We start from the raw sequence: 14,972 nt of genomic DNA on the forward strand, positions 1-14,972 counted from the left end.
ATAGTTCTTTTTCTACATTTCGAATGCTTGCAATGTGATAATTTAACGTAATTCTTTTTTTAAAAACTTAGCTGTATAACTTGTTTTATGTTTAGAAATTTCCTCTGGAGTTCCGGTACAAAGAATTTTCCCTCCTTTTTTTCCACCTTCCATACCAACATCAATAATATAATCGGCTAATTTTACAACATCTAAATTGTGTTCAATAATTAACACCGTATTTCCTTTGTCAGCTAATTTATTAAGCACATCCATTAAAACTCTAATGTCTTCAAAATGAAGTCCGGTTGTTGGTTCATCTAAAATGTAAAATGTATTACCGGTATCTCTTTTAGATAATTCTGATGCTAATTTTATTCGTTGAGCTTCTCCTCCAGAAAGTGTGGTAGATTGTTGGCCTAATGTTATGTATCCTAAACCAACATCTTGAATTGTTTTTAATTTTCTATGGATTTTAGGGATGTTTTCAAAGAAGTTCGTGGCGTCTTCAATGGTCATGTCTAAAATATCAGAGATCGATTTTCCTTTATAACGAATTTCTAGAGTTTCTCTATTAAAGCGTTTTCCTTGGCAAGTTTCGCATTCTACTTGTACATCAGGTAAAAAATTCATTTCTATGACACGTACGCCTCCACCTTGGCAAGTCTCACACCTTCCTCCTTTTACATTAAAAGAAAAACGACCAGGTTTGTAGCCACGTATTGCAGCTTCTGGAGTTTTTGCAAACAAACTTCTAATTTCGCCAAAAGTTCCGGTGTAGGTTGCAGGGTTAGAACGCGGTGTTCTTCCAATAGGAGATTGATCGATATCAATTACTTTATCTACATGCTCTAAACCTTCAATTTTTTTATAAGGCATCGGTTTTTTTACACCTCTATATATATGTGCATTTAAAATTGGGTATAAAGTCTCATTTATTAAGGTAGATTTTCCACTACCAGAAACTCCAGTAACACAAATCATTTTGCCAAGCGGAAATTCTACAGAAACATTTTTTAAATTATTTCCGGTGGCACCTTTTAGTTTGATGAATTTTCCGTTTCCTTCTCTACGTACTTTTGGAACCGCAATTTCTTTTCTTCCGGTTAGGTAATCTGCGGTTAAGGTATTTTGTTTTTTTAACTCTTCAAAAGTTCCAGAACTTACAATTTCGCCTCCATGTCTTCCTGCTCCAGGGCCAATATCAAAAACAAAATCGGCATGTTCCATCATGTCTTTATCGTGTTCAACAACTAAAACAGAATTTCCAATATCCCTTAATTTGACTAGAGAGTCTATTAATTTCTGATTATCTCGTTGATGCAACCCAATACTTGGTTCATCTAAAATATAAAGAACACCAACTAATTGCGATCCAATTTGAGTTGCCAATCGAATTCTTTGTGCTTCTCCTCCAGAAAGTGATTTGGATGTTCTGTCTAAAGTTAAATAATCCAATCCGACATCTAATAAAAATTGAATTCTAGTTCTAATTTCTTTTAAAATTTCGGCAGCAATGATTAATTGCTTTTTTGATAATTCTTTTTCAATGTTTTTAAACCATTTCGCTAATTCGGTAGCATCCATTTGTGCTAAATCGCTAATGTTTTTATCGGTAATTTTAAAATGAAGTGCTTCCTTTTTTAATCTTTTTCCGTTACAAGTAGAGCAGGAAACTTCATCCATAAAACCCTTTGCCCATCGTTTTATGGTTGTGCTTTCTGCATTTGCATATTGATTTTCTATAAAAGAAATAATTCCTTCAAAATCAATTTTATAATTTCTAGTAACACCAACGGTTTTAGATTCAATTTCAAAAGATTCATTTCCTCCATTTAGAATAATATCTAAAGCTTCTTTTGGAATACTTTTTATAGGATCTGTTAATTTAAATTTATAGCGTTCGGCAATATTTTCTAATTGCTTAAAAATCCAACTACTTTTTTGTTCTCCTAAAGGAATAATTCCTCCGTTTTGTATGGAAACAGTAGTGTCTGGAATTACTTTTTCTAAGTTAATTTCATTAGTGATGCCTAAACCATTACACTTGTCACATGCGCCTTTTGGCGAGTTAAAAGAAAAAGTATTTGGTTCTGGGTTCGGGTATGCAATCCCAGTTGTTGGGCACATTAATTCTCTACTAAAATAACGAGGTTCATTGTTATCAATATCAATAACCATCATTATGTTATTTCCAGAATACAATGCTGTTTTTATTGTTTCTTCTAAACGTTTCTCTGCAGATTCGTTTATTAGAAGTCTATCAATAACAACTTCTATATCGTGCGTTTTATATCTGTCTAAACGCATTCCTTTTTCAATCTCTTTTATTTCTCCGTCTACACGAACACGTAAAAAACCTTGTTTAGAAATTTGTTCAAAAAGTTCACGATAATGTCCTTTTCTAGATTTAATTAAAGGAGCTAAAACAGCTATTTTTTTATCTGTAAAATCTTTTAAAATTAGTTGTCTAATTTGTTCATCAGAATAACTCACCATTTTTTCTCCTGTATTATAAGAGTAAGCATCAGCAGCTCTTGCAAACAGTAATCTTAAAAAATCGTAAATTTCTGTGATGGTACCAACGGTAGAACGCGGACTTTTATTTGTTGTTTTCTGTTCTATAGAAATTACTGGCGAAAGGCCATCAATTTTATCAACATCAGGTCTTTCTAATCCGCCTAAAAACTGACGTGCATATGCAGAAAAAGTTTCAATATAACGTCTTTGCCCCTCTGCATAAATAGTGTCAAAAGCTAAAGAAGATTTTCCACTACCGCTTAAACCCGTAATTACTACTAGTTTTTCGCGAGGAATTTTTACATCAATATTTTTTAAGTTATGGACTCTTGCTCCGTATACTTCTATATATTCTTGGTCTTTCAAATGAGATGTTTTTTTTGGAAAAAAGCAAAGTTAAAGAAACCAATTTTAATTTAAGGGCGATTGTAGAATGCTTTTAATATTAAACTTTTTATAAAATAATATTTCATTAAAAAGAGCAATTTAAAAAAGGTTGTTATCAAACCATAAAATAGTATATTGCATTTAAATATTACAATGTAAATGATAGATAGTATTAGACATTTTTTTGAGAGAAACGGATTTCATGTTTCATCAAGATTAGCTGATAGAATAGGGATGAGAGCCTTAAATGTGCGGTTGTTTTTTATTTATGTTACTTTTTTTACGGTAGGTTTGTCTTTTGGTTTTTATTTAACCTTGGCTTTCTTATTAAAATTAAAAGACATGGTGTATACCAAAAGAAGTTCTGTTTTTGACTTATAATATATGAAGATAAACGTATTAGAATCTAAAATAAATATAACTTTATTTTTAGTTGTTACTATTTTATCCCTGGGTACAATTGGCTATATGGTGTTGTCTCACTATACTTTTATAGATGCCTTGTATATGACGGTAATAACTGTAACTACTGTGGGGTTTGGTGAGTTAAGACCATTTTCTCCAGAAGAAAAAGTTTTTACAATTTTTTTAATTTTAACCAGTATTACTGTTTTTGGGTATGCCGTTTCAGCTTTCTCAGAGTATTTAGTTAGCGGTAAATTATTTGAACATTTTAAGCATAGAAAAGTGGAGAAGAAAATAGCCAGTTTAAAAGGACATACCATTGTTTGTGGATATGGAAGAAACGGTAAACAAGCAATTTTAAAATTAAAAAATTACAACAAAGACTTTGTTGTTGTCGAGAAAAATAAAGAAAGAACAGAGGTTTTAGATGCCGCAGAAGTTTTAAATATTAATGGAGATGCTACTTTAGACGAGACATTGTTACAGGCAGGTATAGAAAATGCAGCTTTTTTAATAACGGCATTGCCTTCCGATGCTAATAATTTATTTGTTGTTTTAACAGCAAGTCAGTTAAATAAAGATTGCAAGGTAATAAGTAGAGCTTCTAATGAGTCTTCTCTTAGTAAACTGAAAATTGCAGGAGCAAGTAATGTAATTATGCCAGACAAGTTAGGTGGAGATCATATGGCTTCTTTAGTTACTACACCAGATGTTATAGAATTTGTAGATCGGTTAACAATTGAAGGAGAAACAACGGCAAATTTAGAGGAAGTTGCAGTAGATGATTTACCTAAAAAATATATTAATAAAACGCTTCTAGATTTAGATTTAAGAAGACAAACAGGTTGTACTGTTATAGGTTTTATTAGTCCAAGTAAAGAATATATTATAAATCCAGAAGCAGATTGTAAGCTTATAGAAGGTTCGCATTTAATTGTTCTGGGTAGGCCGAATCAAATTATCAAATTAAGAGAGTTATTTTAATAAAAAGAAAATAAGGTGAGTTTTAACTTTTATGCATTGGTGTTTTTGTAAAATTCATGCTCACAATATAAATTATAAAAAAAGGAATTTATTTATTTATGAATAAAGTAGTTATTACAGGTAGTAACGGGTTGCTAGGTCAGTCTTTATTAAATTTATTACTTCAAGATAAAGAGATCTATGAAGTTTATGGTTTTTCAAGAGGAGAGAATAGAAGTGGTAGAAATGATTTTTCTTACGTTTCAATTGATATTACAGAAGAAGATAACCTTAAGAAAGCGTTGTTAGAAATTCAACCAAATTTCATTATTAATACAGCAGCAATGACTCAGGTTGATGATTGCGAAAATAATAAAGAAGCGTGTGATTTATTAAATATAACTGTAGTTAAATGGTTGTCTGAAGTTTCATCAACCATAAATGCACATTTAATTCATATTTCTACAGATTTTATTTTTGATGGAATAAAAGGGAACTATAAAGAAACAGATACACCTAACCCATTAAGTTATTATGGATTATCAAAATTGAAATCAGAAGCACTTTTATTAGATTCAAAAATTGACTATACCATTTTAAGAACTATTTTGGTTTATGGTAAAGTGTTTGATATGAGCCGAAGTAATATTGTACTTTGGGTAAAAAGCATGTTAGAAAAGGGAAAGGAAGTTACTATTGTAGATGATCAGTTTAGAACGCCTACATATGTAGAAGATTTAGCATTAGCGTGTAAGATTTCTATAGATAAAAAAGCCACCGGAATTTTTAATATTTCTTCAAATGAATTATTGAGTGTTTATGAGATAGCGCAACAAATTGCATATGTTTTTAATTTGGATAGAAGTTTGGTTAAACCAATATCTACATCCACTTTAAATCAAACTGCGGCAAGACCCGTAAAAACAGGTTTCGATTTATCAAAAACAAATAAAGTATTAGAGTTTTATCCTAAATCTTTTAAAGAAGATTTACATAGATTTAAGAATATCATAATGTAAAAAACACATTTAACGTTCAAAAGTTGTCAAAAGAGCAATTTTTTAGGATATTGCGACCTACTAATTAAATATTAATTAAAATTAATTATGAATAAAAAACTTCTTTCGTTGCTGTTATTAGCAATCCCAATGTTCTCTTTTGCACAAGAAATGTCCATGGATGAAAAAATAGAGGCACAATTTAAACCGTTTGCAGATGCCGTTAGTTCAGTAGTTTTTTACCCTGTTTCAATCGTAGGTATAGATGTTCCAATCGTAATTATTATATTATTACTTGGAGCTCTTTTTTTTACATTTTATTTTAAATTTGCTAATATAACCTTGATGGGGGTGGCTTTTCATGCAACAAGAGGGAAATATGATAAGATAGATCATCATTCTGTTGATGAAGCTGCTGGAGATCCAACTCCTGGTGGAGATGTTTTTGAAAGCGTACAAGCAGAAGGTGTTGTGGGTGAGGTTACGCATTTTCAGGCCTTAACAGCCGCATTATCTGCAACTGTAGGTTTAGGTAATATTGCTGGTGTTGCGGTTGCTATTGCAATTGGTGGACCCGGTGCTACTATATGGATGATTGTAGCTGGTTTTTTAGGAATGTCTACAAAATTAGTAGAAGCTACTTTAGGTGTAAAATATAGAGAAGTTGGCGAAGATGGAAAAATTTATGGTGGTCCAATGTATTACCTTAAGAAAGGATTAAAAGAAAAAAACTTAGGTGGTTTGGGTAAAGTTTTAGCTGGAGCCTATGCTGTTTTTGTAATCGGAGGTTCTTTTGGTGGTGGAAATATGTTTCAAGCTAACCAAGCGGCTGCTCAATTTAAACAACTTTTTGGTCTTGATTCTGGGTTTTTATTTGGAATTATAATGGCTGTATTAGTAGGTGTAGTTATTATTGGAGGGATTAAAAGAATAGGGCAAGTAACAGAAAAAATAGTTCCATTTATGGGAATTATGTTTGTAGGAGCTTCTTTAGTGATTATTGCCATGAATTTAACAATATTACCAGATGCTATAGTTCAAATCTGGAACGGAGCTTTTAATGAAACTTCAGTTGTTGGTGGTTTAATAGGGGTAATGATTGTTGGTTTTCAAAGAGCAGCTTTTTCTAATGAGGCAGGTGTTGGTTCTGCATCTATTGCACATGCAGCAGTAAAAACAAGATTTCCTGCAAGTGAAGGAATTGTAGCTTCTATTGGTCCGTTTGTAGATACTGTAATCATCTGTACAATGACTGCTTTGGTTATTGTGGTAACGAATTTAAAGAGTAATTTATTTAATTATTCAAATTTAGATGAAGGAGGTAATGTAATTATGAATAGTAATGGAGAGCATTTAGGAGGTGTAGATTTAACCTCAGTAGCTTTTGATTCTGCAATTCCAAATTTTTCTATTTTACTTACTATAGCTGTAATTTTATTTGCTTTTTCTACGATGCTTTCTTGGTCGTATTACGGAATACAAGGATGGAAATATTTATTTGGAAAAAGTAAAATAGTTGACATCACTTATAAAGCATTATTCTTAATTTTTGTAATAATTGGTGCGTCTTCTAGTTTAGGTTCTGTTATTGAATTTTCTGACGCAATGATCTTTGCAATGGTGTTTCCGAATGTCATTGGTTTATTCTTACTGGCTCCAAAAGTAAAAGTTGAGTTAAAAAGGTATTTAACTGCAATCGGTCATAAAAACAAAAAATAAACTTCAATAAAATGAATTTTTTTAAATCCCATTTCTGGTATCACAAAAGCCAAAGAAATGGGATTTTCTTTTTAGTGATATGTATCATTATAGTACAGTCTGTTATTGTTTTTGGCGATTTCTCTTCAGAAGACACAGCAGATTTACATGCTACAGAAGTCTTAGCGTTTCATCATCAAATAGACAGTTTACAAGCAATTGAGATAGAAAACAGAAAACCTAAAATATACCCATTTAACCCTAACTATATTACAGATTACAAAGGCGAACAATTGGGTATGGCTTTAGATGAAATAGACCGGTTATTAGTGTTTAGAAAAACAAACAAATTTGTAAACTCTAACAAAGAGTTTCAAAAAGTAACCAAAGTCTCAGATTCTTTATTAAATAAAATTTCACCTTATTTTAAATTTCCAGATTGGGTTGTTCGTAAAAAACAATCATCAAATACTTCATGGAAAGATTCAAAGCAACCTCATTACAAAAAGAAGGTTGCATCCACTACAGATATCAATAAAGCCACAGCAGAAGATTTTAAAACCATTAGCGGAATCGGAGAAGCTTTTTCAGAAAGAATTATAAAGTATCGTACCAAATTACAAGGTTTTTCTTTTAATAATCAATTGAATGAAGTTTGGGGTTTAGAAAAAGAAATTACAGATAAAGTATTGGCGGTATTTAAAATTATAGACAAACCTATTATCAAAAAAACAAATGTAAATACGGCAACATTTAAAGAGTTATTAAAGAATCCGTATATAGATTATCAACTTTGTAAAAATATTTTCGAGTATAGAGATGAAGTAGCTGAACTTCAAAATATTTCAGAATTAAAAAATATCAGGGATTTTCCTTTAGATAAGTATGACAGAATAGTCTTATATTTGGTCGCTGAATAACAACAACAAACACATTTATTGGCTTATGAACAGTATGTATTTTACTGAAGAGCACGAAGCATTTCGTGAAAGTTTTAAAGAGTTTTTGAAAAAAGAAGTAGTTCCTCATATAGATAAGTGGGAAAAGGAAGGAAGTATAGAACGTTTTATCTGGAAGAAATTCGGAGAAATGGGCTATTTCGGTTTAAACACACCAGAAGAATTTGGAGGTTTAAACTTAGATTTATTTTACACCGTTATCTTTTTAGAAGAATTACAGAAAGTTAATTCAGGTGGTTTTGCAGCTGCAATGTGGGCACACGAATATTTAGCAATGACGCACCTTACAAAAGAAGGTGATGATTTTATCAAAAATAAATACTTAGTACCAAGTGTAGCAGGAGATATGATTGGTTGTTTATGCATCACAGAACCTTTTGGAGGATCTGATGTAGCAGGTTTACGTTCTACAGCAATCAAAAAAGGAGACAAATATATCTTAAACGGATCAAAAACGTTTATTACAAACGGAGTCTATTCAGATTATTTAATAGTTGCAGCAAAAACAGATCCTTCAGATAAATATAAAGGAATCAGTATTTTTGTAGTAGATAGAAACTCAAAAGGTCTTACGGCAACTAAATTAGATAAACTTGGTTGGAGAGCTTCAGATACAGGAGAAATAGCATTCGATAATGTAGAAGTGCCAGCAACAAACTTAATGGGCGAAGAAGGAAAAGGTTTTCCTTATATAATGCAACATTTTGCTTTAGAACGTTTAATAATGGGAGTTAATGCACACGCCAGAGCAGAATTTGCTTTAGAATATGCGTTAAATTACATGCAAGAACGCGTAGCATTTGGTAAGTCTTTAGATAAGTTTCAGGTTTTAAGACACAAGATTGCAGAAATGGCGAGTAGAGTAGATATGTGTAAAGAATATAATTACTCAATTACAAAACGCTTAAATGACGGTCAGTATGTGGTAAAAGAAGCAAGTATGTCTAAATTACTTTCTACAAAAATGGCAGACGAAGTTATTTACGATGCATTACAAATGTTAGGCGGTTACGGTTATATGGAAGATTACCCAATGGCACGTTTACTTAGAGATAGTAGGTTAGGGCCAATAGGAGGAGGAACATCAGAAATTTTAAAAGAAATCATTGCTAAAATGGTCATCGACGGTAAAGAATATAAACCAGCGACTTAGTCTTAAGGTTTCAAAAAAATTAAGGAAAAACTTGTTTTTAAATCACTATTTTTTAATTTTCGATAACTGATAACTGATAACTGATAACTGATAACTGATAACTGATAACTGATAACTGATAACTGATAACTGATAACTGATAACTGATAACTGATAACTGATAACTGATAACTGATAACTGATAACTGATAACTGATAACTGATAACTGATAACTGATAACTGATAACTGATTATGGCGTTCCCTAAAAAGGTCGGGCTTTTCACTATATCTTTTTGTAAAAAACAAAAAGGATGCCGTTGCAATCCCTAACGCAAATAGCATATTTAAAATATAATGCAATAACTAATTGTCAATTCATAATTTGTAATTACATTTGCAGTCCAAAAAATAAAAATAATAGTTTAAATACTATTCAAAAATATAAAGAGACTATGAAGGGAGGTGCCAACTTATGTTAATTATACCAATTAAAGAAGGAGAGAATATCGATAGAGCTTTAAAGCGTTACAAGAGAAAATTCGATCGTACAAAAACGATGAAGAACTTGCGTGCTAGAAAGAACTTTACAAAACCTTCAGTAGCAAACAGAGCTCAAAGAATTAAAGCTTCTTACGTTCAGAGATTAAGAACACAAGAAGAAGTAGGTTAATGAAACTCAATTTTAATAAGTCTGAAAGACAAAATTAAAATTGTAAGTTGAATTAATCCTGATGAAAATCAGGATCTATAACTTCAAATTATAAAACTCGTAATACATATTGTATTACGAGTTTTTTTATGCTCTAAATTTTGTAATTTTACAAATAACCAAATAACCACCAATAATTTGATTACTGCATTTTTAGAATATCTCTCTTTAGAAAAAAAATACTCAGTACATACAATTACTGCGTATAAAAAAGATTTAATATCATTTAGAGATTTCTTAGTAATAGAATATGCTCAAGAAAACTTATTAGAAGTCAATTACCCACAAATAAGAAGTTGGGTCGTTGCTTTGGTAGAAACTAAGATATCAAATAGAACCATTAATAGAAAAGTCAGTTCATTAAAATCTTTTTATAAGTTCTTGCAAAAGACAAAACAGATAGATGGTAATCCGCTTTCTAAACACAAAGCCTTAAAAACAGAAAAAAGAGTACAAGTACCATTTACGTCAAATGAAATTAATGCTGTTATAAATCATTTCGAAAAAGAAGGTCAAAGTGAGTTTGTATCTGTAAGAAATAAATTAATTGTAGAGTTATTTTATTCAACAGGTATTAGAAGGGCAGAATTAATTAATATAAAAGAAAGAGATGTTAGTTTTTCAGATAAAACAATAAAAGTACTAGGTAAAAGAAATAAAGAGCGTTTTGTACCCTTGTTAAGTTCTGTAATTCAAACACTAAATAGATATTTAGAGTTAAAAGCAGCGTTTGCCATTGGTTTAGAAGAACTCTTTATTACAGAAAAGGGAAATAAAATTTATGAAACGCTTGTCTACAGAATTATTAATTCTTACTTTAGTAAAGTCTCTTCGAAGCAGAAAAAAAGCCCACATATATTAAGGCATTCTTTCGCAACACACCTATTAAATGAAGGGGCAGATTTAAATTCGGTTAAGGAGTTGTTAGGGCATTCTTCTTTAGCATCAACACAAGTCTATACGCAAAATAGCCTTGATGTTATAAAAAAAGTATATAACCAGGCTCACCCTAGAAGCCATAAAAAATAATAATATATGAAAGTATTCACGCAATCAGTAAATTTTAATGCAGATAAGGAACTTATAGCATATGTAGATGAAAAAATTTTAACATTAACAAAATTTCATGACAAAATAGTTGATGCAGAAGTTTTTTTGAAAGTTATAAATACCAGTGATAAAGAAAATAAAATAACCGAAGTAAAAATAAATATTCCAGGAAGCGAGTTAATTATTAAACGAGAAGCAAAAACCTTCGAAGAAGGCGTTAATGCTGCAGTAGATAACTTAAAAAGACAGTTAAAAAGGTCTAAAGAAAAGCAGAGGGACTCTATAATTTCATAAAATTGAAAAAAAAGTAAAAAAACTTTAAAAAAAGTTTTGAAAAGTAAAAAAACTTTGTACATTTGCAATCCGTTAGAAATAGCGGATTGTTTTTTACATCAAAAGCCGATGTAGCTCAGTTGGCTAGAGCAGCTGATTTGTAATCAGCAGGTCGTGGGTTCGAGTCCCTCCATCGGCTCAAAAAAAACAATAATTGCGAAAGCAATAAGGTTCATTGAAATAGTAAATTAAAGGGGAGATACTCAAGCGGCCAACGAGGACGGACTGTAACTCCGTTGACTACGTCTTCGCAGGTTCGAATCCTGCTCTCCCCACAATTTACATATTAATGCGAAAGTAGCTCAGTTGGTAGAGCGTCAGCCTTCCAAGCTGAATGTCGCCGGTTCGAACCCGGTCTTTCGCTCAATATTATCAGCAAGCCGGTGTAGCTCAGTTGGTAGAGCGCATCCTTGGTAGGGATGAGGTCGTGGGTTCAAATCCCATCGCTGGCTCATTTTAAAATTATTACACACTAAATATATTTAAACTAAAGAATAAAAATTAAGAATCATGGCAAAAGCAAATTTTGACCGTTCGAAACCACACTTAAACATTGGTACTATCGGACACGTAGATCACGGTAAGACTACATTAACTGCGGCTATTACTAAAGTATTAGCTGATGCAGGATTCTCTGAGGCTAGATCATTTGATCAGATTGATAACGCACCAGAAGAAAAAGAAAGAGGTATTACAATTAATACTTCACATGTAGAGTATCAAACAGCTAATCGTCACTATGCTCATGTTGACTGTCCAGGTCACGCGGATTATGTGAAGAACATGGTAACAGGTGCTGCTCAAATGGACGGTGCAATTTTAGTTGTTGCTGCAACAGATGGGCCAATGCCTCAAACTAGAGAGCATATCTTATTAGGTCGTCAGGTTGGTATTCCTCGTATGGTTGTATTCATGAATAAAGTGGATATGGTTGATGATGAAGAATTAATCGAATTAGTAGATATGGAGGTAAGAGAATTACTTTCTTTCTATGAGTATGATGGAGATAATGGACCTGTAATTGCTGGTTCTGCTTTAGGTGCACTTAACGGTGAGCAAAAATGGGTTGATACTGTTTTAGAATTAATGGCAGCTGTTGATGAGTGGATCGAAGAGCCTTTAAGAGAAATTGATAAAGATTTCTTAATGCCAGTTGAGGATGTATTCTCTATTACTGGACGTGGTACTGTTGCAACTGGTCGTATTGAGACTGGTATTGCTAACACGGGAGATGTTGTTGATATTATTGGTATGGGAGCTGAAAAAATGACTTCTACTATTACTGGTATCGAAATGTTCCGTCAAATCTTAGATAGAGGTGAGGCTGGAGATAATGCAGGTATCTTATTAAGAGGTGTTGCAAAAGAAGATATTAAAAGAGGTATGGTAATCTGTAAGCCAGGTTCTGTAACTCCTCATGCTAAGTTTAAAGCAGAGGTTTATGTTCTTAAAAAAGAAGAAGGTGGACGTCACACTCCATTCCATAACAACTATCGTCCTCAGTTCTATGTAAGAACTACAGATGTTACAGGTACTATTAACTTACCTGATGGAGTTGAAATGGTAATGCCAGGAGATAACTTAACAATTACAGTTGACTTAATTCAACCAATCGCATTAAATGTTGGTTTACGTTTCGCTATCCGTGAAGGTGGTAGAACAGTTGGAGCTGGTCAGGTAACTGAATTATTAGACTAAGATTTTAGTTTATTAATAAATAAATTCAAAGGGTGTTCCGTTTTTAACGGAACGCCTTTATCAATGAATAAAATACGGGCGTAGTTCAGCGGTAGAGCACTGGTCTCCAAAACCAGCTGTCGGGAGTTCGAATCTCTCCGCCCGTGCTATAAAACATAAATGTAAAATGAACTTTATACAATATATCAAAGATTCTTTTGACGAATTAAGTAACCACATGACTTGGATCTCTAAAGAGGATGCGCAAAAAACAACGGTAACTGTCGCTGTTTTTACAATTGTATTCGCATTAGCTGTTGCTGGTATAGATTATGTTTTTCAAACAGGATTAGATAACTTTTTTAAAATATTTTCAAACTAATTATGGCGACTGACTCAGTAATGAAGTGGTATGTTGTTAGGGCCATTGGAGGACAAGAGAATAAAGTGAAAGCTTATATTGAAACTGAAATTTCTAGAGTAGGATTATCTGACTATGTTAGTCAAGTAATTGTACCAACTGAAAAAGTAATTCAGATTAGAAATGGTAAAAAGGTAAATAGAGAAAGAGTATACTTTCCGGGTTATATTATGGTTGAGGCGAATCTATCTGGAGAAGTACCTCACGTAATAAAAGGAATTACTGGTGTTATTGGATTCTTAGGAGAAGTAAAAGGTGGAGAACCTGTTCCTATGCGTAAAGCTGAAGTTAACAGAATGTTAGGTAAGGTTGATGAGCTATCTGTACAAGATGAAAATATTGCAATTCCTTTTAATATCGGTGAAACAGTAAAAGTTGTTGATGGTCCATTTAACGGATTTGACGGAACTATAGAAAAAGTAAACGAAGAAAAGCGTAAACTTGAAGTAATGGTTAAGATTTTCGGAAGAAAAACACCATTAGAGTTAAGTTATATGCAAGTAGAAAAGATATAATTGTTACACAAATATATATTGATATCGATTTATTTTTTGGCTTCCAACTTAAAATAAATCATTAAACATTTTTAAAATGGCAAAAGAAGTTAGTAAAGTAGTTAAGTTACAAGTAAAGGGAGGCGCAGCGAATCCATCGCCGCCGGTTGGACCTGCTTTAGGAGCTGCTGGTGTTAACATTATGGAGTTCTGTAAACAGTTTAATGCAAGAACGCAAGACAAACAAGGTAAAGTTTTACCTGTTGTTATTACTGTTTTCAAAGATAAATCATTCGATTTTCTTGTAAAAACTCCTCCTGCAGCAGTCCAGTTACTAGAAGCAGCCAAAATTAAAAAAGGTTCAGGAGAACCAAACAGAAAGAAAGTAGCATCAGTTACTTGGGATCAAATTAAAGTTATTGCAGAAGACAAAATGGTAGATTTAAATGCCTTTGAAACTTCTTCAGCAATGCGTATGATTGCAGGTACAGCACGTTCTATGGGATTAACAGTAAAAGGAGATGCACCAGCATAAACTTTATAAAAAGTAGTAAAATGGCAAAATTAACAAAAAAGCAAAAAGAAGCTTACGCAAAGGTAGATAGCTCTAAATCTTATGATTTAGCAGCAGCTTCAGCGCTAGTCAAAGACATTACTAATGTAAAGTTTGATGCATCAGTAGATTTAGCTATACGTTTAGGAGTAGATCCTCGTAAAGCAAATCAAATGGTACGTGGTGTTGTAACATTACCTCACGGAACAGGAAAAGATGTAAAAGTTTTAGCATTAGTAACTCCAGATAAAGAAGCAGAAGCTACAGCAGCAGGTGCAGATTATGTTGGGTTAGATGAATACCTTCAAAAGATTAAAGGAGGATGGACAGATGTAGATGTAATTATTACAATGCCAAGTGTAATGGGTAAATTAGGTCCCTTAGGAAGAATTTTAGGTCCTAGAGGTTTAATGCCAAACCCAAAAACTGGTACGGTAACAATGGATGTTGCAAAAGCTGTTACAGATGTAAAAGCTGGTAAGATTGACTTTAAAGTTGATAAAACTGGTATCGTTCATGCTGCAATTGGAAAAGTATCTTTTGATGCTAAGAAAATTGAAGAAAATGCAAACGAGTTAATACAAACAATTATTAAATTGAAACCTACAACTGCAAAAGGAACGTATGTAAAAAGCGTTTTTATGTCTAGTACCATGAGTCCTAGTATCGCTGTTGAGGTGAAAACTGTTTAA

Annotated in this window: 15 protein-coding genes and 5 tRNA genes; 19 read left to right on the top strand and 1 reads right to left on the bottom strand. The window is 32.4% G+C overall.

Going from position 1 to position 14,972, the window contains the following annotated elements; all coding sequences use genetic code 11:
• Positions 1-42: 42 nt before the first annotated feature.
• Complete coding sequence (gene uvrA, locus GQR92_RS16765) at positions 43-2,865, bottom strand: excinuclease ABC subunit UvrA (protein ID WP_158841551.1); 2,823 nt, start codon at positions 2,863-2,865, stop codon at positions 43-45.
• Between the two features lie 180 nt (positions 2,866-3,045).
• On the opposite strand from uvrA, the gene GQR92_RS16770 reads away from it, so the two are divergent.
• The 19 genes from GQR92_RS16770 (at position 3,046) to rplA (ending at position 14,972) form a co-directional block, all read left to right on the top strand.
• On the top strand, positions 3,046-3,267 hold the full coding sequence (locus GQR92_RS16770; RefSeq protein ID WP_158841553.1) for a PspC domain-containing protein: 222 nt from the start codon (positions 3,046-3,048) through the stop codon (positions 3,265-3,267).
• 3 nt (positions 3,268-3,270) lie between these two features.
• The gene (locus tag GQR92_RS16775; RefSeq protein ID WP_158841555.1) at positions 3,271-4,275 is read left to right on the top strand and encodes a potassium channel family protein; all 1,005 of its coding nucleotides are present in this window, start codon (positions 3,271-3,273) and stop codon (positions 4,273-4,275) included.
• Positions 4,276-4,373: 98 nt separating this feature from the next.
• Complete coding sequence (locus GQR92_RS16780) at positions 4,374-5,273, top strand: SDR family oxidoreductase (protein ID WP_158841557.1); 900 nt, start codon at positions 4,374-4,376, stop codon at positions 5,271-5,273.
• Positions 5,274-5,360: 87 nt separating this feature from the next.
• Complete coding sequence (locus GQR92_RS16785; protein ID WP_158841559.1) at positions 5,361-6,971, top strand: alanine/glycine:cation symporter family protein; 1,611 nt, start codon at positions 5,361-5,363, stop codon at positions 6,969-6,971.
• Positions 6,972-6,982: 11 nt separating this feature from the next.
• Positions 6,983-7,870, top strand: a complete 888-nt coding sequence (locus tag GQR92_RS16790; RefSeq protein ID WP_158841561.1) for a ComEA family DNA-binding protein — start codon at positions 6,983-6,985, stop codon at positions 7,868-7,870.
• Positions 7,871-7,895: 25 nt separating this feature from the next.
• A complete protein-coding gene (locus GQR92_RS16795) occupies positions 7,896-9,062 on the top strand; it encodes an acyl-CoA dehydrogenase family protein (protein WP_158841563.1) in 1,167 nt (388 codons plus the stop codon).
• Positions 9,063-9,515: 453 nt separating this feature from the next.
• Positions 9,516-9,713 carry a 30S ribosomal protein S21 gene (rpsU, locus tag GQR92_RS16800; RefSeq protein WP_036822200.1) on the top strand — a complete coding sequence of 66 codons (198 nt, stop codon included), beginning with the start codon at positions 9,516-9,518 and terminating at the stop codon, positions 9,711-9,713.
• A gap of 177 nt (positions 9,714-9,890) precedes the next feature.
• Entirely contained in the window at positions 9,891-10,781 is an 891-nt protein-coding gene (locus GQR92_RS16805; RefSeq protein WP_233269898.1) for a tyrosine-type recombinase/integrase, read from the top strand.
• Between the two features lie 6 nt (positions 10,782-10,787).
• A complete protein-coding gene (gene hpf, locus GQR92_RS16810) occupies positions 10,788-11,096 on the top strand; it encodes a ribosome hibernation-promoting factor, HPF/YfiA family (RefSeq protein ID WP_158841565.1) in 309 nt (102 codons plus the stop codon).
• A 104-nt stretch (positions 11,097-11,200) separates the two neighbouring features.
• Positions 11,201-11,274: transfer RNA gene (locus GQR92_RS16815), tRNA-Thr, on the top strand.
• A 54-nt stretch (positions 11,275-11,328) separates the two neighbouring features.
• Positions 11,329-11,410: transfer RNA gene (locus GQR92_RS16820), tRNA-Tyr, on the top strand.
• Between the two features lie 16 nt (positions 11,411-11,426).
• Positions 11,427-11,499: transfer RNA gene (locus GQR92_RS16825), tRNA-Gly, on the top strand.
• A 15-nt stretch (positions 11,500-11,514) separates the two neighbouring features.
• A tRNA-Thr gene (locus GQR92_RS16830) sits at positions 11,515-11,587 on the top strand.
• A gap of 58 nt (positions 11,588-11,645) precedes the next feature.
• Complete coding sequence (gene tuf, locus GQR92_RS16835) at positions 11,646-12,833, top strand: elongation factor Tu (RefSeq protein WP_158841567.1); 1,188 nt, start codon at positions 11,646-11,648, stop codon at positions 12,831-12,833.
• A 74-nt stretch (positions 12,834-12,907) separates the two neighbouring features.
• Positions 12,908-12,979: transfer RNA gene (locus tag GQR92_RS16840), tRNA-Trp, on the top strand.
• Between the two features lie 20 nt (positions 12,980-12,999).
• On the top strand, positions 13,000-13,194 hold the full coding sequence (gene secE, locus GQR92_RS16845) for a preprotein translocase subunit SecE (protein ID WP_158841569.1): 195 nt from the start codon (positions 13,000-13,002) through the stop codon (positions 13,192-13,194).
• A 2-nt stretch (positions 13,195-13,196) separates the two neighbouring features.
• Positions 13,197-13,748: a transcription termination/antitermination protein NusG gene (gene nusG, locus GQR92_RS16850; protein ID WP_158841571.1), complete on the top strand. Its 552-nt coding sequence runs from the start codon at positions 13,197-13,199 to the stop codon at positions 13,746-13,748.
• A gap of 76 nt (positions 13,749-13,824) precedes the next feature.
• Entirely contained in the window at positions 13,825-14,262 is a 438-nt protein-coding gene (gene rplK, locus GQR92_RS16855) for a 50S ribosomal protein L11 (RefSeq protein ID WP_158841573.1), read from the top strand.
• A 20-nt stretch (positions 14,263-14,282) separates the two neighbouring features.
• Positions 14,283-14,972 (top strand): 50S ribosomal protein L1, encoded by a 690-nt coding sequence (rplA, locus tag GQR92_RS16860; RefSeq protein WP_158841575.1) that lies wholly within the window; start codon positions 14,283-14,285, stop codon positions 14,970-14,972.

The organism is Polaribacter sp. L3A8 (assembly GCF_009796785.1).
Taxonomy (GTDB): Bacteria; Bacteroidota; Bacteroidia; order Flavobacteriales; family Flavobacteriaceae; genus Polaribacter.

Excerpts from the sequence above, each read along its gene's own strand:
- GQR92_RS16795 (WP_158841563.1), top strand. The coding sequence starts at position 7,896 with ATGAACAGTATGTATTTTACTGAAGAGCACGAAGCATTTCGTGAAAGT.
- rplA (WP_158841575.1), top strand. The coding sequence starts at position 14,283 with ATGGCAAAATTAACAAAAAAGCAAAAAGAAGCTTACGCAAAGGTAGAT.
- nusG (WP_158841571.1), top strand. The coding sequence starts at position 13,197 with ATGGCGACTGACTCAGTAATGAAGTGGTATGTTGTTAGGGCCATTGGA.
- GQR92_RS16790 (WP_158841561.1), top strand. The coding sequence starts at position 6,983 with ATGAATTTTTTTAAATCCCATTTCTGGTATCACAAAAGCCAAAGAAAT.
- tuf (WP_158841567.1), top strand. The coding sequence starts at position 11,646 with ATGGCAAAAGCAAATTTTGACCGTTCGAAACCACACTTAAACATTGGT.
- secE (WP_158841569.1), top strand. The coding sequence starts at position 13,000 with ATGAACTTTATACAATATATCAAAGATTCTTTTGACGAATTAAGTAAC.
- hpf (WP_158841565.1), top strand. The coding sequence starts at position 10,788 with ATGAAAGTATTCACGCAATCAGTAAATTTTAATGCAGATAAGGAACTT.
- rpsU (WP_036822200.1), top strand. The coding sequence starts at position 9,516 with ATGTTAATTATACCAATTAAAGAAGGAGAGAATATCGATAGAGCTTTA.
- GQR92_RS16785 (WP_158841559.1), top strand. The coding sequence starts at position 5,361 with ATGAATAAAAAACTTCTTTCGTTGCTGTTATTAGCAATCCCAATGTTC.
- rplK (WP_158841573.1), top strand. The coding sequence starts at position 13,825 with ATGGCAAAAGAAGTTAGTAAAGTAGTTAAGTTACAAGTAAAGGGAGGC.
- GQR92_RS16780 (WP_158841557.1), top strand. The coding sequence starts at position 4,374 with ATGAATAAAGTAGTTATTACAGGTAGTAACGGGTTGCTAGGTCAGTCT.
- GQR92_RS16770 (WP_158841553.1), top strand. The coding sequence starts at position 3,046 with ATGATAGATAGTATTAGACATTTTTTTGAGAGAAACGGATTTCATGTT.
- GQR92_RS16775 (WP_158841555.1), top strand. The coding sequence starts at position 3,271 with ATGAAGATAAACGTATTAGAATCTAAAATAAATATAACTTTATTTTTA.